The sequence below is a fragment of the Hymenobacter norwichensis DSM 15439 genome, from assembly GCF_000420705.1.
Lineage (GTDB): Bacteria > Bacteroidota > Bacteroidia > Cytophagales > Hymenobacteraceae > Hymenobacter > Hymenobacter norwichensis.
The window spans coordinates 624,868-647,543 of sequence record NZ_ATVL01000008.1; the positions used below are offsets into that span (position 1 = coordinate 624,868).

The window sequence follows — 22,676 nt, forward strand, 5'->3', positions numbered from 1 at the left end:
CGTTGAGTTGTTACGACCTCGTAGCATGTAAGTAATGACTCACTATCTTGGGCTTACAACTGCTGCTCGTTCTGCTTTGTCGGTTTCACGCTAGTGTATTTGTTCTTATGCCCCAGTCTCACCTGCCTGCCCCTATTGCCTTAAGCAAAGCCAGCCAGCTTTCCACGCTGGTTGAGAATCGTACGGTGTATTCGCTAAATGCCTTCGAGCTGAACGTGTTTGAAACCCACCAAACGGCGCATCAGGTCCCGCTGAGCATGGGCCACGTGGTGCTGACTACCATGCTGCAAGGCAAGAAGGTAATGCACTTGGCGGGCCGGCCGGCCTTCGAGTATCTGCCCGGCGAGTCGGTGATTGTGGGCGAAGACGAAACAATGGTTATCGACTTCCCCGAAGCCGACGAAAACAATCCCACCCAGTGCCTGGCCGTCGCCATCCCAACAGATACCATCCGGCAGACCGTGGATTTGCTCAACGAGAAGCACCCGCGCGCCGAGGAGCACATGGCCTGGCAGCTCGACACCCTTGACCACGCCCACTTCCAAAACACACCCGAGCTAACCGGCACCTTGGAGCGCCTGGTGCAGCTCTCCCGCGACAGTGGCCGCATCAAAGACGTGCTGGCCACCTTCACCATTCAGGAAATGCTGGTGCGCCTGATGCAGACCCAGGCCCGCCAATTGATATTTCATAACTACGCTCAACACCTCACCTCCCACCGATTTGCGGCCGTGGTGCAGTACATCAAGCAGCACCTCACCGAGCAGATTACGGTGGAAAAGCTCAGCGAGCTGGCGTGCATGAGCAAGGCCACATTCTTCCGGGTGTTCAAGCGCGAGTTGGGCTTCACTCCCATCGAGTACATCATTCAGGAGCGCATTGCCGAAGCCAAGCGCCTGTTGCGCAACCCGCTCAACTCGGTGGCTGATGTGTGTTTCCGAGCTGGCTTCAACAACACAGCATACTTTCAGAAGCTGTTCAAGCAATACGAAGGCATGACACCGGGCCTGTACCGGAAGCAGCACGCCACGGGCGGTGCCTAACGGGGCGTAACCACTGAGCGGCCAGCTTCTAGTAGCTCCGCCGCAACCTTCCACCCCTGATGCGGGTTATGTGAGGCTAAAAAGCTGCTGACGTATCCGGCGGCCGTGTACCTCATGCAAGAACCAGTACTAGCTGCACCGCAGCCCCCCCAAACCACCCAGACTGCTACTACCCCAACTGCACCACTCGCTCCGGCCCTGGTGTGGCTAATGGCTATTACCTGCGGGCTGGTAGTCGCTAATATCTACTACAACCAGCCGCTGCTCGCCGAAATCGGCCGCACGTTTGGGCTCTCTGAAAGCGGGGTGAGCCTAATTGCCACCATTACGCAGGTTGGTTACACGATAGGGCTACTGTTTGTGGTACCACTCGGCGACAAACGGGAGCGGAAAAGCCTGATTCTGGCGCTTATCATGGCAGCGGCCGTTTGTATGGCGGGAGCGGCAGCGGCGCCTAGCTTTGCGCTGCTGGCAGTAGCTAGCTTGCTTATCGGTATCTTCTCGGCCGTGCCGCAGCTCCTGATTCCGATGGCCGCTTCGTTGGCCAGTGACGAAGAGCGGGGCCGCGTGGTGGGCAAGGTGATGAGTGGCTTGCTAATTGGGATTCTACTTTCCCGCACCATCAGTGGCTACGTGGGCCTGCACCTTGGGTGGCGTACTATGTTTTGGGTGGGCGCTGGTATCATGGTGCTACTTACTGCTACGCTGTACCGCATGCTGCCACGCAACCAACCCAGCTTCGCGGGTAGCTACGGCAGCTTGCTACGGTCGTTAGGCACGCTTACCAGCACGCTGCCTACGTTGCGCCGCTCGGCCCTAGTAGGGTTGTGCATGTTTGGCGGTTTCAGCGCCTTCTGGACCACGCTAGTGTTCTTCCTAGAAAGCGACGCCTATCATTACCACGCTGATGTAGCCGGCCTCTTCGGCCTAATTGGAGCCAGTGGAGCGTTTGCCGCCTCTTTCGCCGGCAAATCCGCTGACCGCAAAGGCCCCGACTACGGCATTACGCTCGGGATTCTGTTGTTTCTGGGGGCGTATGTGCTGCTCGGGTTTGGCGGATACTACCTGGCAGGCTTAGTGGTAGGCGTTATTATCCTGGACGTCGGCCAGCAAATAACCCACATTTCCAACCAGACCCGCATTTTCACGTTGCTACCCGAAGCCCGCAGCCGCCTCAACACCGTGTACATGACTGCCAGCTTCATGGGGGCCTCGCTTGGCTCCTTCCTCGGTGGCCTCGCCTGGGACCATTTTCAGTGGCCCGGCGTATGTGGTGTAGGCTTAGGATTTGTTGGCTTGGCGTACTTAGTGAACCGGTTTTACGGGCGCAGCAAGGATGTAGCAGTAACGCAGTAAGCCGGAGTGTGGCTTCAACATCCTACTCGAAAATAGAAAACGCCCGTACTTCTGAAAAAGCACGGGCGTTTTCACGTCAAAACAGTTCTACAGCCGCCCGATACACACCTTCAAACTGTCACGCCAGTGTGGAATAGCCACGCCGAGCTGAGTTTTGGCCTTGGTCTTGTCCATCACGGAGTAAGCGGGGCGGGTGGCCTTGGTAGGGTACTCGGCGGTGCGGATGGGCACGGTGCGCACAGTCAAGTTGCCCAACTCGAAGATGGTATGCGCGAAATCATACCACGACGTAACGCCTTCGTTGCTGTAGTGGTAGATGCCGTACTGCTGATTTTGGGTTTCGATGATGGTGAGGATGCAGCCGGCCAGGTCAATGGCGTAGGTAGGCGTGCCAGCTTGGTCCCAGATAACGCGCATTTCCTCCCGCTCCCGTCCAAAGCGAAGCATGGTTTTCACGAAGTTGTTGGCGTATTCCGAGTACAGCCAGCTGGTCCGCAGAATGAAATGCTGGTTGGTGTGCGGTGGAATTACTTGCTCGCCTTCCAGCTTGGTGAGGCCGTACACGCTGATGGGCGCGGCTTCGTCGGTTTCCACTAGCGGTTGGTTGCCGGTGCCGGCAAACACGAAGTCAGTGGAAATATGAATAAGCGTGGTGCCGTACTGGCCACACATTTTGGCTAAGTTCTCGGCGCCATCCTTGTTGACTTTGCGAGCAATGTCCACATCGTCTTCGGCTTTATCCACAGCGGTATAGGCGGCGCAGTTAATGCAGTACGCGGGTTTATACTGCTCGAAGGCCTTTTGCAGCATCCCTAAATCCAGGATGTTGGCTTCTTCTTCCGGCAGGAAAATCAGGCCAGCGTTGTTTCTCTCCGTTGCAACGTGCTTCAAACACTGACCAAGCTGGCCCGAGGCCCCGAAAACGAGTGTGCTACTCATAACAATAGGTTGGGTTGCGGCCCGCCACCACCGGCGCGCCGTATCGACGGTGCAAATTACCGCTTTTGGCGCCCCGCCAAAAACCCTATCCTATTGGCCGCTTGTTTTTGATAGGCTCGAAGCGTTGCTCGCGGGGTTGCTTTTCGCTGAGGTAACGCCAGTAGCGCAGCGGCATGTGGCGGCGGTGCAGCTTGATGTTCTTGCGCTCCGGAATGTTCACATGGTCGAAGTACGACTGCCAGAGTAGCTTGAACAACGGCTCCCGCTCATCCAGCACCGTGGCCGAAATAGCAGTGTTGCGCTGTGGGCCGGTGCTTTCAAACTCCACTATATCGGTACGCTGAAGGTCATAGTACAGCCCATAGCGGCGGCGCTTATCGAAAATCAGCCAACGCTGGTCGGCATAGCGCTTGGTGAAATGGGGCGCAATCAGTGGCAGCACATCGAAGTCCGGGTCGATGGTGGCGTGAAACAGACCGTCTGAAGTCTTCTCGAAGCGCACGAAGGCCTCCATACGGTGTTTCTCGCGGTACATCTGCTGCGCGATGCTGGCTACGCGGCGCACATTATCGTCGGCATAATTGTCGGAGATGTCGCGGCCGGCGCGCATGGCTAAATCGGCGTACCGGAAAATCAGTAGTTCTCGGTCGGACTGCTCACTCAGAAATGTGTGGAATAGCCGAGTGCGCGCTTCTTTATCCATGTAGCGCAGCAGGCCTTCCCACACGCGGGCAGCGGTGGCATCGTCAGTATCAATCTGCACTGGCATAGCAAACAGGCCGCCTTGCACTGCCCCCAACGGCTGAATACTATTCGGAGCCGATTTCCGGTCGTAGACGGTGAATAACACGGTCAGCAAGCCTTCAAACGAGCCGTCGTAAGCATAATCCAGCGCCGCATTACTTAGCTCCGGTGCTATCCGCCGCGAACTGGACGCATTGGTTGCAACGGCGGTAGTGGCACGGCGGTTATTGGGCGTCAGGGAACGGCTCATTGGGTCAGGTTGATGGTTGCTTGGCACCAGAAACGAGGCTGAAGCAGCCACAGGTTAGCTGTTCAGGAACTCCAGTAGCAGCTTGTTTACGGCTTCAGGTTCTTCGTGGTGCAGCCAGTGCGTGGCCTTGTCGAAATACGTAAGCTCGGCGTTGTCGCACATCTTTGCGCTTAATTCAGCCAAAACAGGCTCCAGAAAACCATCCTGCTTGCCCCACAACAACCGCACCGGCACCGTTATCCGGCCCGTACTGCCCGCCCGGCGCGGGCTCCGAAAGGCGGCTCGGTACCAATTAATCATGCCGGTTAGGGCTCCAGGGCGCGACCAGGCATTGATGTACTCCCGCAGGTCGTCGGAGGAGAACGTGCCGGGCCGGCTGGTACCCCGCAAGGCCCCTCGCCCGAACCGGTACTGCCGCCGCCGAATCATCTTCTCAGGCAACCAAGGCAGCTGAAAGAAGAATATGTACCAACTCTTTAGTAGCTGCCGGGGCGCACGACGCAGGGCTCGGCCCAGCACAGCCGGGTGCGGCACGTTCAGGATGGCCACCTGCTTCAACCGCTCCGGATGGTTAGCAGCCAGCCACCACGCCACGGCCGCACCCCAATCATGCCCCACCACAGCTGCCGTAGTATGGCCGGCCGCATCCAGCAGCCCGAGGATGTCGGCGCCTAGCTGGTTGATGCGGTAAGCAGCCACGCCCCTAGGCTTGTCGCTGAGGTTGTAGCCGCGCTGGTCGGGCACCCACACGCGGTAACCCGCCGCGGCCAGCGCCGGAATCTGCTGGCGCCAGCCGTACCAAAACTCCGGGAAACCGTGCAGCAGAACTACCAGCGGCCCGTCAGCCGGACCGCATTCAACCACGTGCAGCGTGATGCCGTTGGTAGCAACGTAGTGGTGCTCAAGTTCGAAGTCCATACCACCGCGTACCCGCTTGCAGCTCGCAAAGTTGCGGTGGAGCTACCGACTTTCAGGCGGCCTCGGAGCGTTGCGAAGCCTGGGCGGCGTTGGTACGAGCAGCCTCGCGGTGTAACTCCTGCACCAGCGGTAGCAAGTCCGATAACTTACAGCAGCAAGCAATGCGAGCTACTTTGTTGGGCTGATTGGCTTCGAGGTTAGCGGCCGACGCGTCGGCAGCGCGATGAGAGATGGTCATGGTAGAAGTGGTTTCAGATGGTTTGTTTTCAGGTATTTCAGGCAAGGAAAATCTAGTTGTTGTTCTTGTCAGCACTTCCGAAACCCACCGCTACCGCTAGCATCCTCACGAAGCCTGCGCGAACAGGTCGAGTTGCTGCGTGACCAGTGCCGAGCGTACCGAACCAGCCCCAAATAGAATCTGGCGGCGAATAGTCTGCTCGTCGTAGTCGCGGGTGGAAAGGGCCTGGCCGCGGCAGGTCAAGAAAAACTTGGCGCGCTTCAGTACCACCCCAAACTTGTGCAGGTGGTCGAGGGTAATGGGGGCAAACCGGCGGGCGGCCACAATGCGTTTGGCTGAACGCGCGCCCACACCGGGAATGCGCAGAATCATTTCAAAGTCAGCGGTATTCACGTCAATCGGGAATACGTGGCGGTTGCGCAGGGCCCAAGCCAGCTTGGGGTCCACTTCCAGGTCGAGGAACGGGTGCGCCGGGTCCAGAATTTCGTCGGCCTGGAAACCGTAGAAGCGCATCAGCCAGTCAGTTTGGTAGAGGCGGTGCTCCCGAATCAGAGGCGGCTGCGTCACCTGGGGCAGGCGAGCGTCGTCGGTGATGGGAATGTAGCCGGAGTAGTACACGCGCTTCAGGCCGTAGCCTTTGTAGAGCGAGTCGGTGAGGCTGATGATTTGCAGGTCGTTTTCGGCGGAGGCGCCCACGATGAGCTGGGTGCTTTGGCCGGCCGTGGCAAACTGCGGTACTTTCTTGAACAGCGCCTTCTCCTCTTTATTCTTGGTGATGCCGTCCCGAATCTGCGCCATCGGGGTCAGAATCTCCTTGTAGTTTTTCTCGGGCGCCAGGTTCTGCAAGCTCATCTCCGAGGGAAGTTCGATGTTCACGCTCAGGCGGTCGGCGTATAGGCCGGCTTCCTGAATTAGCTCTTCCGAAGCACCCGGAATAGCTTTCACGTGAATGTAGCCATTGAAATTGTGCTCGGTGCGCAGCTTCTTGATGATGCGCACGAGGCGCTCCATGGTATAGTCGGGCGACGAGAAAATACCGGAACTTAAAAACAGCCCTTCGATGTAATTCCGACGGTAGAAGTTCATGGTCAAGTCCACAACTTCGTCCACGGTAAAGGCGGCGCGCTTCACGTCGTTGCTTTTGCGGGACACGCAGTAGGCGCAGTCGAAAATGCAATGGTTGGTAAGCAGAATCTTGAGCAAGCTCACGCAACGACCGTCTTCGGTGTAGCTGTGGCAGATGCCCATGCCTTCGGCATTGCCGAGTCCTTTGGACTCGTTTTTGCGCTTGCCCCCGCTGCTCGAGCACGATACATCGTACTTGGCGGCGTCTGCCAAAATGCTTAGCTTTTCCTGAATGCGCTGGTCGTTCATCGGGCTGTATCTGGGCTTAAAAATAGCGGCTTGTGTTGAAACTAACACTATCTATCAAGACTAATTTCGTTGGAATTGTTCCCCGAAGCCCGACTATTTATGCGGCTTTCTGTCCGCCCGAGAAGGAATTCGAGCTAATCTATTCAACCACTCCGCTCAGGTTCCTTTTAGGTCGAAATAACAACCGAACGACATTGTCGAGTAGGCATAAAACCACTCCCGAACCCAGTAACTTGCGCTAATTGGTTTGCTGTTTATGAAGTATGTGGTGCTGGTATGGGCGTTGTTGTGGTTGGGGGCGTCGCCTATCCTGGCCCAAACGCCCGCGCCCAGCCCCAACCGTATCATCGAGCCTACCGATACCGTCCGCCGCACAGCCGTCCGCACCGACTCCTTGCGGCGCCGCTTCGACCAGGAACGGCTGCTAAATGGTATCAAGGCCTACACCAAGCGTAAAACCATTGCCGGCAAAGCCGCGGCGGCGCTGTTCAACTTCACGCCACGCCGCGAGGACCAGGCCGGCCTCGATGCCGCTCTGCTGGACCGCCAGTACGACCGACACAACTACAAAATCGTGCGGAACATCAATATCCGCACCCTCACGGCTTTCGGTTACAGCATTTCTGATACCACCCGAGTTCCGCGCAACGTGCTGGAGAAAGCCGGCAATGCGTTCCACATGAAAACCTCAAAGGCGCGGGTCCGGCAGGTGTTGCTGTTCCGGGCCGGGCAGGAACTAGAGCCGCAGGCCCTCACTGAGTCGGAACGCTTGCTGCGCCAAACCGACGAGTTGGTAGATGCGCGGGTGTTTGTGAACGAGCGCACCAGCACCACCGACAGCGTAGACATCGAAATCATCACCAAAGACGTATTCAGCTTAAGCGGCTCGATTGAAGTGCGCGACGTGGGCGCGGGCGTTATCGGGCTGCGCGATCAGAACTTTCTGGGCCAGGGCCACCGCTTCCGCAACCGGTATGAGTACGGCCGCAACCAACCCCAAACCTGGAGCTACCGCGGCAGTTATCGGGTGCCGTTTCGGAATTTTATTTATGGAGAAGCCCGCTACGAGAACGAGTTCCAGCGCCGTATAGGCGGCATCACCGTCAGCCGCGACTTCTACTCTATCAACACCAAGTACGCTGGGGCGCTATCGTTGAATTCCTACGATTACGGTCTGGTCTTGAAACTCCCGGCTCCTGGTGAGTTACCCATCTATTCGCCCATCAAGTACAGCACGCAGGATTTGTGGGTGGGCCGCTCCCTGCCGTTGCGCAGCTACGATTTGGGCTACGAGAATCCGGGACGCATGATTGTATCGGGGCGCTTACTACGCACCAACTATACTACCCGCCCCGACCCTAATTACTTCAACTCCAGCGCATTTCTGGGCACTATTGGCTACAGCGTGCGGCGTTATTACAAGGACAAGTACTTATTTGGATTCGGACGCACCGAGGATATTCCGACGGGCACGTTGCTGAGTGCCACGCTCGGCTACGAGCTCAACGACCAAGGCAGCCGCAACTACTACGGTGCCCGCATTTCAACGGCGAGCTACAACCCTCGCAAAGGCTATTTATACCTAAGCGGGGAGTTTGGCTCTTATGTGCGGCCCGCAACCAACGACTGGCAACAAGGCCTCATCAGCACCGAAGTGCTGTATTTCACGCGGCTCTACCATACCGGCAACTACCAGTGGCGGCATTTCCTGTGGAGCCGCAATGCCATTGGGCTGCACCGCCGGCCCGGCGAATTACTGCTTTCCATTGATGGGGAACGGGGCCTGCGTGGTTTCCGCGGGCCGTACGATTTGCGCGGCACCAGCCGCTTGGTCCTCAACTACGAAACCACAGTATATACCCCAGTTTCGTTTCTGGGCTTCCGACTGGCGGGCGTGCTGTTTGCCGATGCCGCTTGGTTGAACACCAAAACCAAGCGCACCCTGCCCATTCACGAGAAGCCTTACCTAGGCTTTGGCGCCGGCCTCCGGCTACGCAACGAGTACATGCCCATCCGCACCTTCCAGATTCTGCTGGGCTACTATCCGCGCGGCCTCACCGATGCCAGCGGCTACCGCATTTACGAAAGCTCCCGCCCCTACTACGACTTCAGCGACTTCAGCTTCGGCCAGCCCGGTATCGCGCAATACGAATAGCTTTTCTGAGCTGCTAGCTACTGGCTTTTAGCAGATAGTTTTTTCGTTGGATCATGAAACGCCTTAAAAAATCAGCCACTACCGGCATCCTCAGGTGAGGGCCAGGAGTGGCTGATTTTCTTGAACGAAAAGCTAATAGCCATCAGCTAATAGCCAAAAAGCCTACCGGCGGTTGATGGCATTCAAATCCTCAAAGGCCTGCTTGAGGCGGGCAATGAAGGTTTCTTCGCCTTTGCGCAGCCATACGCGCGGGTCGTAGTACTTCTTGTTTGGCGAGTCGGCGCCGCTGGGGTTGCCAATCTGGCCTTGCAGGAAGCCTTCGTTTTTCACGTAATAGTCCTTGATGCCTTCCCACAGGGCCCACTGCAAGTCGGTGTCGAGGTTCATTTTGATGGCGCCGTAGCTGATAGCCTCGCGGATTTCCTCCTGGCTGGAGCCCGAACCACCGTGGAACACGAAGTTGATAGGCAGCTTCTCAGTGATGTTGTGCTTCTCGCGCAGGAACTCCTGCGAGTTGTGCAGAATAACCGGTTGCAGCTTCACGTTGCCGGGTTTGTATACACCGTGCACGTTGCCGAAAGCGGCAGCTACCGTAAAGCGGGGGCTCACTTCGCTCAACTGCTCGTAGGCGTACGCCACTTCTTCGGGCTGGGTGTAGAGCTTGGAGCTGTCCACGTCGGAGTTGTCCACGCCGTCTTCCTCGCCGCCGGTTACGCCCAGCTCGATTTCCAGGGTCATGCCAATCTTGCTCATGCGCTCCAAATAGCGCTTGCAGATTTCAATGTTCTCCTCAATTGGCTCCTCCGACAAGTCCAGCATGTGCGAGCTGTAGAGCGGCTGGCCGTGCGTCTGGTAGTATTTTTCGCCAGCCGTGAGCAGGCCATCAATCCAAGGCAGCAGCTTTTTAGCGGCGTGGTCGGTGTGCAGCACTACGGGCACGTTGTAGAGCTCAGCCATCTGGTGCACGTGCTGTGCGCCGGAAATAGCACCGGCAATGCTGGCCCGCTGGTCGCCGTTCGGGATGGACTTGCCTGCGAAGAACTGGGCGCCACCGTTGGAAAACTGAATCATCACCGGCGAGTTGACGGCGGCGGCGGTTTCCAGCACGGCATTCACCGTATTGGTGCCGGTCACGTTGACGGCGGGCAGGGCGTAGGCGTTAGCCTTGGCGTTCTGGAAGAGAGCCTGCACTTCGTCGCCGTGCAGGACGCCAGCCCGCAGGCCAGTGGAGGTTTGTTCAGACATGAGAAAAGTGTATGGGAAAAGGGGTTGTCGAGCGAAGCAAGAACTGCCGCAGCTCCAGGAAGCTTCGGCTGCCGCGCCAAGTTACGGGCTAGCAGGATACAAAAGAAAAGAACCCCAAAACTCCCAACAACTATTAGGCTATGCCCTAAGTAAGTAGCGCAGCTTACCACTTCTTAAACCACTATCCGGATGGTATAGTGTCTGCAACATGTCAGCGCCGTATCAAGACACCTTATCTTTGCACTCCCTTCTCCCCTACCCCGCTACTTATGCAACTCGGCGACTACAACGAACTGGAAGTGGACCGTGAGGTCGATTTTGGCATGTACCTGCGCTCCGACGACGGCGACATGCTGATTCCGCGCAAATACATTCCGGAAGGCACCCGCGTGGGCGACGTGCTGCGCGTATTCGTGTACCGCGACTCCGAAGACCGGCTGATTGCCACCACCCTCGACCCGCTGGCCAAAGTCGGCGACTTTGCAGCCCTCACGGTGCGCGACGTGACGCCACTGGGCGCGTTCCTGGACTGGGGCTTGGAGAAAGATCTGTTTCTGCCCTACCGCAACCAGCGCCGCAGTCTGCGCGTGGGCCAGCGCGAAACCGTGTATGTGTACCTCGACGATACCTCGGACCGGATTGTAGCCACCGCCAAATGGGAGCGGCAACTACCGTACGACGAGCCGTTCCAGGGCCGCCCCGGCGACGAAGTGAAGCTGTTCGTGGCCGACGAAACCGACATGGGTTACAAGGTGATTGTGAACGGTACGCACCAAGGCCTGCTATATCACAACGAAGTATTTAAGCCCCTGCGCCTCGGTGATACGCCCACCGGCTACGTGCGCCAGATTCGGGAAGATGGCAAGCTAGACATTAGCCTGCAGCGCGCCGGCTACGACGAAGCCCTGGCCGCCGCCGACACCCTGCTCGATGCCCTACACAAAGCTCCCGAAGGCCGCCTTCCCCTCGGCGACAAAAGTGAGCCCGACGACATCTACCGGCGCTTGGGCATGAGCAAGAAAGTGTTTAAGAAAGCTCTCGGCACGCTTTACAAGCGCGGCGACGTACAGCTATTCCCGGAGCACACGCAGTTGGTAACGAAAAAGTAAAGTCGAGTTATAAATTATGCCGAGGCGGAGCCGAAGCATCTCGCACGCCGACGTTGCCAAACTCAACGATTCGAGCGAGATGCTTTGGCTCCGCCTCGGCATGACCGTTCTTATTGCTTGCCCAGCTGTACTTACTCCTTCCAACACGGTAGTAGCTGGTATTCCTTCTTGAAGCCGCTAACTTGCCGCTACGACTTCCTAATTACGGGTTACCTGATGCTTCTTTCCACTTGGCACCGCTTTCTGGGTATCCGCCCCGATGAGGGAAAGACGGTGTGGCTGTTCTTTCTGCACAACTTTCTGCTGGGCATCGGCACCATTTTGGTGTACGTGGCGGCCAACGTTATCCTACTCGAAAACAACCCCGAGCGTAATCTGCCGCTGGCGTATGGCGTGGCGGCGCTGGCACTCATGGGCGTGGGCCGGGTATACACTCATTTCGAGCACCGCTTGCAGCTGCAAAAGCTAGCGGTGCGGGTGCTGCTGGCCGTGGTAGCCCTAACTGGCGTGCTGGGCGTGTTGGTAGTAGCCGGCAATTCGGTGGCGGCGGCCGTAGCTATTATGGCGGGATACCGCATTATTTATCTGCTCACCAACCTGGAGTTCTGGGGTGTATCGGCGGTGGTGTTTGACGTGCGGCAGAGCAAGCGCCTGTTCAGCCTCATCAGCTCCGGCGACATGCCGGCCAAGGCCCTGGGGGCCGTGCTAGCCATTCTGGTGCACGCCCACACCGATTTGCTGCTGCTGCTGCTGCTGGCGTTTGGCGCCTACGTGGGGGCGTTGCTGGTATTGCGCACTACCATCTCCTCGCACGTAGTCGAGGCCCGGTCGGTGGGGCGGCGGGAACGGCAGGTGGGTACGGCACCCCTGCTGCAACGCTGGTTCGGCAACAGCCAGCTGGTACTGGCTATGTGTTTGAGTTTGATGGCCATTGCTGCCGTTACCATCACGGTGGAATACTCGTTTTTCGTCAACGTCAAGCACAAGTTTCACGACCAAACCACCCTGATGCGCTACGTGGGCACCGTCCTGACGCTTACCTACCTGGTGGCCATGCTGTTCAAGGTGCTGTTTTCGCAGTTTACGGTGGAGCGGCTAGGTATTCGGTGGCTACTGCTAGCGCTGCCGGGCATGGTGCTGCTGGCGGTCCTGCTGTTTGGGGGACTGCGCGCTGGCAACGCCTCTGATGCGGTGATGCTGCTCTATTTCTGCGGTCTGTTTCTGGTACTGGAAGTGCTGCGCCGTGCCGTCTTCGACCCGGTATTTCTAGTGTTGTTTCAGGCACTTTCGGCCGAAGAGCGGCTGGCGGCCCACACCACGGCCAAAGGCTTTTATGAGCCCCTAGGCATGGCCCTGGCCGGTTTGCTGTTATTTGCAGTGCACCATTTGCCCAGCGCCAACGAGTGGCTACCCTTCGTGTGGATGGGCTTGTTTGCGGCCGGGGCACTGCTGCTGCTACACCGCACCTACGGCCACTACCTCGCCGAGCTGCACCATGCCGTCAGCCGCCGCTTTGCCGGTGACGCCTCCGCCGGGCCAACCGATACCGGCTGGCACCAGCCCCTCAGCGCCAACGGCCACGCCACCACGGCCAGGCCCGACGAGATTCGTGAATTAATTGCCGCCCTCCCCGACCGTACCAAGCGGCGTGCGGCCGCGGCCCGGCTGGTGCAGCTTGGCGAAGAAGTTGTGCCGCAGCTAGCCGACGCCCTGCTCAGCGCCGATGAAGTAACAACGCAGCGCCTCGCGCAAGTGTGCGGCCGGATTCCGGGCCCAGCCAGCCGGCAGGCACTGGTGGCATTAGCCCGGCAGCCGCGCCTGTTCGGGCGCGAAGCCGCATTGCGGGCCCTCCGCAATTTCGACCAGGAACCTGCCGACGAGCCGGTTTTTCAGGCGCTAGTACGCGAGGAGCTACAATTAGCACAACAGCTGCTGCACGGCCTAGCCACTGCCCCCGACGCACTGCGCCGCGCCCTCGACTATGAACTAACCAAGGTGCAGCAGCGCATTTTTTACCTGCTACTCCAGCTGTATCCGCCGCAGTTCATTGCCGATGCTCAGCGCGGCGTAGCCCACGCCGCCCGCGAGCGGCAGGCCAACGCCCTCGAAATCCTCGACAACATCATTCCGCGCTTCTTGTATCAGGGCCTGCAGGCATTGCTGGACGTGCTGCCCGTTTCCGATAAAATCCGCACCTTCGACCGTCTGCTGGGGGCGCCTGCCGTACCCGTGACCGTAGGGCCGCTGGTGGTGCGGCTGGGCGAAAACACGTTTTCCGACTGGACGGTGAGTGTGGCGTTGCGGCACTGGCGCCCCACCGCCGGCACCGTCGACCAACTACTGCCACACCTGCAAAGCGCCAGTGTGCTGGTACGCGAAAGTGCCTTCATTGTCATCGACCAACTGGCCCAGCAGCAATATTCGCTGCACCAACAGCTTTTAAGCGAGAATTCCACCATAGCTTCCCAACGCATGGCTCATCACGCACACGCCGACCACATTTCCGCCCAGGAGCGGGTACAGGTGCTGCACAACACAGCTTTGTTTGCTGAAACGCCGGAAAACGTCCTCAGCAGCATTGTCCCGATTATGAAGGAGGTGACGTTCAGCGAGGGCGAGCAAATCTTCGCCAAAGGTGACCTGGGCACTTCGCTGTTCATTGTGTATGAAGGCGAAGTCTGCATCATGAACGGTAACCAGCAGTTGGCCACGTTCCGCAAAGGCGACTTTTTCGGGGAGCTGGCCCTACTCGACGCCGAGCCTCGCTCCGCTTCTGCTGCCGCCTGCGGCCCCGTAGTAGCTTTTCGCCTCGACCAAGAGGATTTCTATGATGTAATGGAGGAACGTGGCGAAGTGCTGCGCAACGTATTGCGTGTGCTCTGCCAACGCCTGCGCCGCCAGAACGAGAAAATGGGCGCCAGCTAAGCACTTGTAACCATTGGCTTACCATCTAGCAGTAGCTGCTGCTGGCTACGCTCGGTCGGTTTGGCGGAACTGCCGCGGGGATAGGCCCATTACTTTGGTGAACAGGCGGGAGAAATAGTAGGTATCAGCAAAGCCTAACTTAGTGGCTATTTCCTTGACGCGCAGCTTGCTTTGAGTAAGGTCTTGGCAGGCCTGCTGCACTTTCAGAAAGTTGAAGAAGACAATAGGTGAGCGGCCCACCTGCGCCCGAAACAGCGCCGAATAGTGAGAGGCCGAAAGGCCGGTATGCGCCGCCAACTCTTGCACCGTGAAGTTCTGGGCCAGATGCTCCCGCATAAACCGAATGGATTGCGTGATGCTGCCCATATCGGCGGCGGGTGATGGGCTAGTACCGGGCAACAGCGTAAGCAGAAAGTGCGACAGACGGGCGCTGGCCTGCACCACGCCACTTAGGGTAGCCGAGAGCGTGAGCGAAGAAAAGATGTCTTCGAACAAGCGAAACCGTTCGTCGGTGGGCACAATGGTAGGCAACTCCGCTGGTGCTTGGGCTTTCAGGTAGGCATAGAGCGACGGAGCCTGCGTGCCCGTGAAATGCAGCCAATAAATAGTCCAGGGAGCAGCTTCTTCGGCACCGTACTTATGGGGCATTTGCGCCGGCAAAATCACCCATTGGTTGGCTTTAAGAGGCCGTTTCTCTTCGGGCTGAAATTGGTACCAGCCAGCCCCTTGCACGCAATACAACAGAATATATTGGGCGCTACCGGCTCGGCGGTTGCGCTTGTGCGTGCGGGCTACGGGGTAAAAGCCAATATCTGTTACGTATAGCCCTTGGCAGAGCGGATGGCTTTGCGCCTCCTGCAACAAACTTACTGGCAGGCTGTAGGCGCGTTGCCCTTGAAAACCTTCTTTCATGGCAAGCAAAAGTACGGGTTTCGCCTGCCGTTGTATCGTCCATCTTTTCGTTGGAAAAACCATTTCTATAACGCGGGCAGGCTCCCATATTTGCTGACGCTTGGCTTCACCTGGTTTCCCCTGTTCGTTTCCCAACAACGGCCACGCCATCAAGCCCAGCTTGCCGCCCCTGCTTGCCGATTGGCTGTTGCCGCCGGTTCTGTTTCCGCTTCCTCCCACCCCCGCCTATGCCTACCTCACCTATGCCTACCGCTCCGGTGGTACTCCAGTCCAGCTACATTGTGGGCATTGCTTTTATTGCGGCCTTGGGAGGTTACCTGTTCGGATTCGACTTTGCCGTGATTTCCGGAGCGTTGCCTTTTTTGCGGCCGCAGTTTGCCCTCACGGCTTGGTGGGAAGGCTTTTTGACTGGCTCTTTGGCCTTGGGCTGCATGGTGGGCTGCTTAATAGCGGGCCAGTTGGCCGACCGCTACGGCCGCCGGCCGGGGCTATTGCTGGCGGCCGGCATTTTTGCTTTCTCCTCGTTGGGAATGGCTTTTGCCCAAGGTTTTCAAATGTTTGTAGCGGCGCGTTTTGTGGCGGGTATTGGGGTGGGGATGGCGTCGATGCTAAGCCCGCTCTACATTGCCGAGGTGTCGCCGGCCCACGTCCGGGGCCGCAACGTGGCTATCAACCAGCTTACCATCGTTATCGGCATTCTGATAACCAACCTCGTCAACTACTTTCTGGCCGATATGGGCCCCGATGCCTGGCGCTGGATGTTTGGGTTGGGCGCGGTGCCGGCGGGGCTGTTTCTGCTAGGCGTGCTCTGGCTGCCCGAAAGTCCGCGTTGGTTGGCGCAAGTCGGCCAGCGCGCCCGCGCCGAGGCGGTGCTGCGCAAGATGGGCAACGCCGCTTTTGTTGAAACCACACTGGCTGGTTTGGAACCCGCCCCGGCAAACGGAGCACAACCATCGTTTCGGGATGTGCTGGACCGGAGCGTGCGGCCGGCCGTAGTGGTGGGCGTTGCGCTGGCCGTGTTTCAGCAGTTCTGCGGCATCAACGTGGTGTTCAACTACACCTCTACCATCTTCGCAGCGGTGGGTGCCGACCTGAACCGGCAGCTGCTTGAAACGGTCGGTATTGGGGTTGTCAATTTGGGGTTCACGCTGATTGCCATGTTCCTGGTAGATCGGCTGGGGCGGCGGCCCCTGTTGCTGTTTGGCTCGCTGGGGCTGGCGGTGCTGTACCTGGTGCTAGCCTTTTTGCTGCAACACCACGCTGCGCCGGGGCTGGTATCGGTGGTGGTGCTGGCAGCTATTGGCACCTACGGCTTGTCGTTGGCGCCCGTGACGTGGGTGGTGATTTCCGAAATATTTCCGACCCGCATTCGGGGCGTGGCTTCGTCGGTGGCCACGGTGGCACTGTGGGCCGCCTACTTCGTGCTGGTGTTCACCTTTCCTATTCTGGCGCAGGCTATGGGTACCTATGGGCCTTTTTACCTCTACGCAGGTATCTGCCTGCTGGGCTTTCTGTTTGTGCGAACCCGCGTGAAGGAAACCAAGGGCCAGACGCTAGAGCAGTTGGAAGACACATTCGCCCGGCATTAATTCTTTACCAGCTTATGAATACCTCAGATTCCGGGGCCGTGCAGGTGTGGCAGGAAACCGTAACCATTCCAACCTACGGCGTGGGCGCCCCCGACCCGAACCCCATGTTTTTCGAGAAACGGGTGTACCAGGGCAGCAGTGGCGCCGTGTATCCGCACCCGGTCATCGACAAGATTTACGACGAGAAGCAGGACCGGGACTACATCGGCTTGTTTCTGGAAAACAAGTATTTGAAAATCATGATTCTGCCCGAGCTGGGTGGCCGGGTGCAGATGGCCTACGACAAGCTCAAGCAGCGGCATTTCGTGTACTACAATCAGGTGATTAAGCCTGCGCTAGTTGGCCTTACCGGCCCCTGGATTTCGGGTGGTATCGAGTTCAACTGGCCGCAGCACCACCGCCCTAGTACCTTCGAGCCGGTGGATTTTCGCCTGGAAGAGCACGCCGACGGCAGTTGCACGGTATGGGTGAACGAGGTGGAGCGCATGTTCCGGACCAAGGGCCTGACCGGCTTCACGCTGCACCCCGACCGAGCCTACCTGGAAATCAAGGCTCAGCTCTACAACCGTACGCCCTTGCCGCAGACGTTTTTGTGGTGGGCCAATCCGGCCGTCAAGGTCAACGACGACTACCAGTCGGTGTTTCCACCCGATGTAAACGCGGTGTTCGACCACGGCAAACGCGACGTATCCACCTTTCCCGTTGCCACCGGCACGTACTACAAGGTCGATTATTCACCGGGCACCGACATTTCGCGCTACAAGAATATCCCGGTGCCGACGTCCTATATGGCCATCAACTCCGACTACGACTTTGTGGGTGGCTATGAGCACGACACGCAGGCCGGACTGCTGCACGTAGCCAACCACCATGTGTCGCCGGGTAAGAAGCAGTGGACCTGGGGCCACGGTGATTTTGGCCAGGCCTGGGACCGAAACCTCACCGACGAAGACGGGCCCTATATCGAGCTGATGACGGGCATGTTCACGGATAACCAGCCCGATTTTAGCTGGCTGATGCCCTACGAGGAGAAGTCGTTCACGCAGTATTTTTTGCCCTACCAAGCCTTGGGCGTGGTGAAAAATGCCAGCAAGGATGTGCTGGTGAACGTGGAAGCAACTGGCCCTGACGCGGCCCTAGTGCAAGTGTTCGTAACGTCCGCTCAACCTAGCTGCCGAGTGCAGCTGCTGGTAGCCAGCCAGTTGGTTCTCGACGAAATCCGTGCCCTAGCCCCAGAGCAGCGGTTCGAGCAGCGCGTAGCCTTGCCAACCGGTACCACACCGCATGACTGGGTGCTTACGGTATCGGATAGCTACGGCATGGAGTTGCTGCGCTACGAGCCAGCTACCAACCAGCAAAACGAGGTACCCCAACCTGCCAAGCCAGCGCTTGAACCCGCCGAAGTGGCAAACAACGAGCAGCTCTTCCTAACCGGCCAACACCTGGAACAGTACCGCCACGCCACCTACAGCCCCGTGCCATACTACGAGGAGGTCCTGCGCCGCGACCCGCAGGATGCGCGCTGCAACAACGCCTTAGGAGCCTGGTATTTGCGCCGAGGCTGCTTTGTGAAGAGTGAGGAGTATTTCCGACGGGCCATTGCCACCCTCACCCAACGCAACCCCAACCCCTACGACAGCGAGGCCTATTACAACCTAGGCCTCAGCCTGCACTACCAAAACCGCCCGAACGAGGCCTACAATGCCTTTTTCAAGGCCACTTGGAGCAGCGCCTGGCAGGACGCCGCCTACTTTGCTGTGGCGCAACTCGATGTAGCCCGGGGCCACTATACGCTGGCGCTGGAGCACATCAACTGGGCGCTGGACCGCAATGCCCGCAGCAGCAAAGCCTACGTGGTGAAAGCCGCTGCGCTGCGCTTGTTGGGGCGTATCAGTGAGGCCCTGAGCACTTGTGCCGAGGCCTTACAGCGCGACGGGTTCAACCTGGGGGCGCTGTTGGAACAAGCCTTGGCACATCGGGCTCTTACAAATACCACGGCCGCGCAGGCTAGCCTAACCCACTTACAAACGCTGGCACGCAGCAATGCGCATAATTTCATTGAATACGCGCTTGACCACGGAGCCATGGGACGCTATGCCGAGGCCATCCAGCTGCTGACCGTTGCCCGCTACTTTGCCGACCCCGACCCGCTGGCAGCCTACCATTTGGCCCGCTTCCGGCAGCTCGAAGGCGACGACAGCCAGGCCCTAGTAGCCGCCCGGCAAGGGGCCACCACGCCCGCGGGCCGGTATTTCCCTAACCGGCTCGAAGATATTGCGGCCCTGCAACTAGCCACCAACCTCAACCCAACCGATGCCCAAGCGCCGTATCTGCTCGGCAATCTGTGGTACGACAAGCGGCAGTACAACGAGGCTATTGCCGCTTGGGAGTTAGCCGCCGCCCGCGACCCGAAATTTGCTACGCCTTTGCGCAACCTGGGCATTGCTTACTTCAACAAGCGCCACGAGCCAGCCAAAGCACTGGAATCTTTTGAGCGGGCCTTTGCCCTGAACCCCACCGATGCCCGGGTACTGATGGAGCTGGCGCAGCTGTACCGCCGCCTGAACCGAACATTAGCCGAGCAGCTTTCCTTGCTAGAAAACCACCTGCCAGTAGTGGAATTTCGCGACGACCTGTACCTGGAGCGCGTGGCCCTCTACAACCAGCTTGAACAGCCAAACCGAGCCTATAAACTCTTAATGGCCCGACAATTTCACCCCTGGGAAGGTGGCGAAGGCAAGGTATCAGGAGAGTATTTGCGCAGCCTCACCGAACTAGCCAAAGCCGCCCTATCCACTGGCCAACCCACCGTAGCCGTAGCCAAACTAACGCAAGCCCTAGCCGCCGGGTACCCGCATAGCCTGGGCGAAGGCAAGTTGCACGGCGCGCAGGAAAACGACCGGCACTACTGGCTTGGCTGCGCCCATGAAGTGCTAGGTGCACCCAACGCGGCTCGACTGGCTTGGCAGCAAGCCACGGCTGGCAGCAAGGAACCGGCCGCGGCCATGTTCTACAACGACCAGCAGCCCGACCAGATTTTCTATCAAGGGCTGGCCTGGCTGAAGCTAGGAGATGCAGCACAGGCCCAGCTTATCTTCACCCGCTTGCTGGACTACGGCCAAGAGCACCTGCACGACGAAGTGAAGCTGGATTACTTTGCCGTTTCCTTACCCGACCTATTGACCTTCGACGACGACCTGAACCGGCGCAACAACTTGCACTGCCGCTACCTGATGGGCCTGGGCTACCTGGGCCTGGGGCAACATGAGGAAGCGGAAGCGGCCTTCGCCGAGGTGCTGCGCCAAGATGGACGCCACGCCGGTGCCCATACGCACCAGCAGTTGCTGCGCCAGTCGGTTTCCTTTCCATTTGCCAGCTAACTATGATGCGTATCCGCTCTTTGCTTTTAGGGTTGTTGGTGGCCGCGGGCAGTTTTGGTGTGGCCTGCGCCCAACCAGGGCCGCTAAGGGTAGACGCCACCGCGCCAGCCCCGCCACCCGAAACCGGCTATCTGCGCTTGGGCACCAGCACCGCCCCCAATGGCCAGACGCTGGGTGTTAACAGCCAGTACTTGCTTCGCAATGGGCAGCCCTGGCTACCGGTGATGGGGGAGTTTCATTTCACCCGCTTGCCTAAAGCCCGGTGGGAAGAGCAACTCCTCAAGATGAAGGCAGGCGGCGTGCAAATCGTGGCTACGTACCTGTTCTGGATTTTCCACGAGGAAGAGCAAGGCAACTTCAACTTCCATGGCGACCGGGACTTTCGGGCTTTTGTGCAGCTCTGCGCTAAGCACGACCTGCTGGTACTGGCCCGCATTGGCCCCTGGAACCACGCCGAGCTGCGCAACGGCGGCTTCCCCGACTGGCTGGTAAAGCAAGTCCCAGCGGCGGCGCTACGCAGCAACGACCCCGCCTACCTGGCGGCAGTGCGACCCTATTGGCATCAGCTCCGCTTACAAAGCAAGGGTTTACTGTGGAAAGATGGCGGTCCTATTATCGGGATTCAGCTTGAAAACGAATACAACCGGGGCAAAACCGGCCAAGGCGCCGTGCACATCCAGCAGCTCAAGGAAATGGCGCTGGCCGAGGGTTTCGATGTGCCGTTCTACACGGTTACGGGTTGGCAGGGCGCGCGCTACCCCGAGCAGGAGGTTATTCCCGTGTTTGGCGGCTACCCCGACGAGCCCTGGGGCCGCGGCCCGGCCAAGATGCCGCCCGTGGAAGTCTATAACTTCCGCTTCAAGAGCCGTGAAGGCGGCAACCTGGGCATTCAGGGCGGCGAAACGGCACCCCGCAACAACCCGGCGCAGTTGGCGCACTATCCTTTTTTGGGGGCCGAGTTTGGTAGTGGAGTGCCGGTGATGTACCGCCGCCGGCCGTTGCTGGCGCCTGCCGATGTGGCCGCCATGCTGCCCGTGCAGCTGGGTTCGGGCGTGAATCTGTACGGCTACTACATGTTTCATGGGGGGCGCAATCCGCAGGGCAAACTGTCGTGGTTGCAGGAGTCGAGCCGCACCAACAGCTACAACGACTTGCCCCGTATCGGCTACGACTTTCAGGCGCCCCTCAGTGAAACCGGCGCGGAAAGCCCGCTGTTTGCTCAGCTCAAGCTGGTACACTATTTCCTGAACGAGTTTGGCGGCCTACTTGCGCCCATGACCACGCGCGCGCCCCAGGTGCAGCCCAGCAGCGCCAGTGACCTGACCGTACCACGCTGGTCGGTGCGGACGCAGGGCCAAAGCGGGTTTCTGTTTTGCAACAACTACGTGCGCAACTATCCTATGCCCGAGCGGCCGGAAGTGCAGTTCGAGGTACGGCTGCCCGGCGAAACGCTGACGTTGCCGCAAACACCCACTACGGTGCCCACAGGTAGCTATTTTATCTGGCCGTTCAATTTCAACATGAATGGAGCCCGGTTGAAATATGCCACCGCCCAGTTGTTCACTGAGCTACAGGTTGGAAACGAGCCCTATTATGTGTTCTTCGCGCAGCCTGGCATTCCCGCCGAGCTGGTGTTCGATGCTGCCACCGTACAAGCGGTAACCACGCCAACCGGCCCGGTAGCGGCAACCAGCGGGCAGTTCCGGGTGGCTAACATTAAGCCGGGCACCGATATAGCCCTGACGGTGCAGCCACGCACGGGGCCTGCCGTAAGCATCCTCGTGCTTAGCGAAGAGCAAGCCCGCCAGACTTGGAAAGCCTCGTTGGCGGGCAATGAGCGCCTTGTGTATACCCCCCAGGAAATCTACTTCCAAGACAACCAGATTCAATTGCAGGCCGAGGGCAAGCCAACGTTTACAGTTGGAATATTTCCGGCCTTAGCTGCCGCGCCCGGCGGCAGCCTGCCCTTGCAGCAAGGCCCCACTGATGGCGTATTTCAAACCTACACGGCCACTGCGTCCGTTCGCAGCATTGAGGCGCGAACCGCCCTCTTGAAAGCCGGTGGCATTGTGCCGCCCTTGCGCTTTGGTGGGCCGGCCAAGGGAGTTGTGGAACCCAGCGACACCACCTACCAGCAGGCTGCGCAGTGGCGCCTTACGCTTACCAATGCCAAGCTCAACGGCCTCGACGACATCATTCTCCTCTTCACCTACGCGGGCGACGTTATCCGCCTGAGTGCAGGGTCCCGGCTCCTCACCGACGACTTTTACAATGGGGCTCCGTGGCGCGTCAGCTACCGAAATTTGGTAGCCGATGGGCTGAAAATGCCCCTGCTGCTTGGTATTTTACCACTGCGCCAAGACGCCCCTATCTATTTGGAAGATGGGCGACGCCCCGCCTTTCCGGCGAGCGGGCAAGTCAGCGAGCTACAGAACGTGGAGGCCATTCCGCGCTATCGGCTTGCGTTGAAAATCACGAAATAACTTTTCCCTGCTGCCC

General features: G+C 58.8%; 15 protein-coding genes. 8 read left to right on the forward strand and 7 right to left on the reverse strand.

What is annotated here, in order from left to right:
- Window positions 1-107 precede the first annotated feature (107 nt).
- Together G536_RS0113610 and G536_RS27805 are read left to right on the forward strand one after the other, a co-directional pair.
- Complete coding sequence (locus G536_RS0113610) at window positions 108-1,043, forward strand: AraC family transcriptional regulator (protein ID WP_022824153.1); 936 nt, start codon at window positions 108-110, stop codon at window positions 1,041-1,043.
- Window positions 1,044-1,157: 114 nt separating this feature from the next.
- A complete protein-coding gene (locus G536_RS27805) occupies window positions 1,158-2,399 on the forward strand; it encodes an MFS transporter (RefSeq protein WP_022824154.1) in 1,242 nt (413 codons plus the stop codon).
- 87 nt (window positions 2,400-2,486) lie between these two features.
- Here G536_RS27805 and rfbD read toward each other — a convergent pair whose 3' ends face one another.
- The 5 genes from rfbD to G536_RS0113640 all read right to left on the reverse strand — a co-directional run bounded on the left by rfbD (window position 2,487) and on the right by G536_RS0113640 (window position 6,862).
- A complete protein-coding gene (gene rfbD, locus G536_RS0113620; protein ID WP_022824155.1) occupies window positions 2,487-3,338 on the reverse strand; it encodes a dTDP-4-dehydrorhamnose reductase in 852 nt (283 codons plus the stop codon).
- Window positions 3,339-3,423: 85 nt separating this feature from the next.
- The gene (locus G536_RS27810; protein WP_022824156.1) at window positions 3,424-4,332 is read right to left on the reverse strand and encodes a TIGR03915 family putative DNA repair protein; all 909 of its coding nucleotides are present in this window, start codon (window positions 4,330-4,332) and stop codon (window positions 3,424-3,426) included.
- Window positions 4,333-4,386: 54 nt separating this feature from the next.
- Window positions 4,387-5,250, reverse strand: coding sequence for an alpha/beta fold hydrolase (locus G536_RS0113630; RefSeq protein WP_022824157.1), 864 nt, complete (start codon window positions 5,248-5,250; stop codon window positions 4,387-4,389).
- 52 nt (window positions 5,251-5,302) lie between these two features.
- The gene (locus tag G536_RS0113635) at window positions 5,303-5,488 is read right to left on the reverse strand and encodes a hypothetical protein (protein ID WP_022824158.1); all 186 of its coding nucleotides are present in this window, start codon (window positions 5,486-5,488) and stop codon (window positions 5,303-5,305) included.
- Window positions 5,489-5,593: 105 nt separating this feature from the next.
- Complete coding sequence (locus G536_RS0113640) at window positions 5,594-6,862, reverse strand: putative DNA modification/repair radical SAM protein (RefSeq protein ID WP_022824159.1); 1,269 nt, start codon at window positions 6,860-6,862, stop codon at window positions 5,594-5,596.
- A 247-nt stretch (window positions 6,863-7,109) separates the two neighbouring features.
- Between G536_RS0113640 and G536_RS27815 the strand changes: the two genes are divergently transcribed.
- On the forward strand, window positions 7,110-9,017 hold the full coding sequence (locus G536_RS27815) for a BamA/TamA family outer membrane protein (RefSeq protein WP_169515098.1): 1,908 nt from the start codon (window positions 7,110-7,112) through the stop codon (window positions 9,015-9,017).
- 162 nt (window positions 9,018-9,179) lie between these two features.
- Here G536_RS27815 and fbaA read toward each other — a convergent pair whose 3' ends face one another.
- Entirely contained in the window at window positions 9,180-10,262 is a 1,083-nt protein-coding gene (gene fbaA / locus G536_RS0113650) for a class II fructose-bisphosphate aldolase (RefSeq protein WP_022824161.1), read from the reverse strand.
- Between the two features lie 269 nt (window positions 10,263-10,531).
- Between fbaA and G536_RS0113655 the strand changes: the two genes are divergently transcribed.
- Both G536_RS0113655 and G536_RS0113660 read left to right on the forward strand, forming a co-directional pair.
- Window positions 10,532-11,371, forward strand: coding sequence for a CvfB family protein (locus tag G536_RS0113655; RefSeq protein WP_022824162.1), 840 nt, complete (start codon window positions 10,532-10,534; stop codon window positions 11,369-11,371).
- Window positions 11,372-11,539: 168 nt separating this feature from the next.
- Complete coding sequence (locus tag G536_RS0113660; RefSeq protein WP_022824163.1) at window positions 11,540-14,296, forward strand: cyclic nucleotide-binding domain-containing protein; 2,757 nt, start codon at window positions 11,540-11,542, stop codon at window positions 14,294-14,296.
- Between the two features lie 45 nt (window positions 14,297-14,341).
- On the opposite strand, the gene G536_RS0113665 is transcribed toward G536_RS0113660, so the two are convergent.
- Window positions 14,342-15,208: an AraC family transcriptional regulator gene (locus tag G536_RS0113665; RefSeq protein WP_051166953.1), complete on the reverse strand. Its 867-nt coding sequence runs from the start codon at window positions 15,206-15,208 to the stop codon at window positions 14,342-14,344.
- Window positions 15,209-15,435: 227 nt separating this feature from the next.
- On the opposite strand from G536_RS0113665, the gene G536_RS0113670 reads away from it, so the two are divergent.
- Genes G536_RS0113670 through G536_RS0113680 form a run of 3 tightly spaced genes read left to right on the forward strand, consistent with a single transcriptional unit; the run spans window position 15,436 to window position 22,660 of the window.
- The gene (locus G536_RS0113670) at window positions 15,436-16,797 is read left to right on the forward strand and encodes a sugar porter family MFS transporter (protein WP_245575824.1); all 1,362 of its coding nucleotides are present in this window, start codon (window positions 15,436-15,438) and stop codon (window positions 16,795-16,797) included.
- 14 nt (window positions 16,798-16,811) lie between these two features.
- Entirely contained in the window at window positions 16,812-20,177 is a 3,366-nt protein-coding gene (locus G536_RS27820; protein ID WP_022824166.1) for a DUF5107 domain-containing protein, read from the forward strand.
- Between the two features lie 2 nt (window positions 20,178-20,179).
- A complete protein-coding gene (locus G536_RS0113680; RefSeq protein WP_026880162.1) occupies window positions 20,180-22,660 on the forward strand; it encodes a beta-galactosidase in 2,481 nt (826 codons plus the stop codon).
- The last annotated feature ends 16 nt before the right edge of the window (window positions 22,661-22,676 follow it).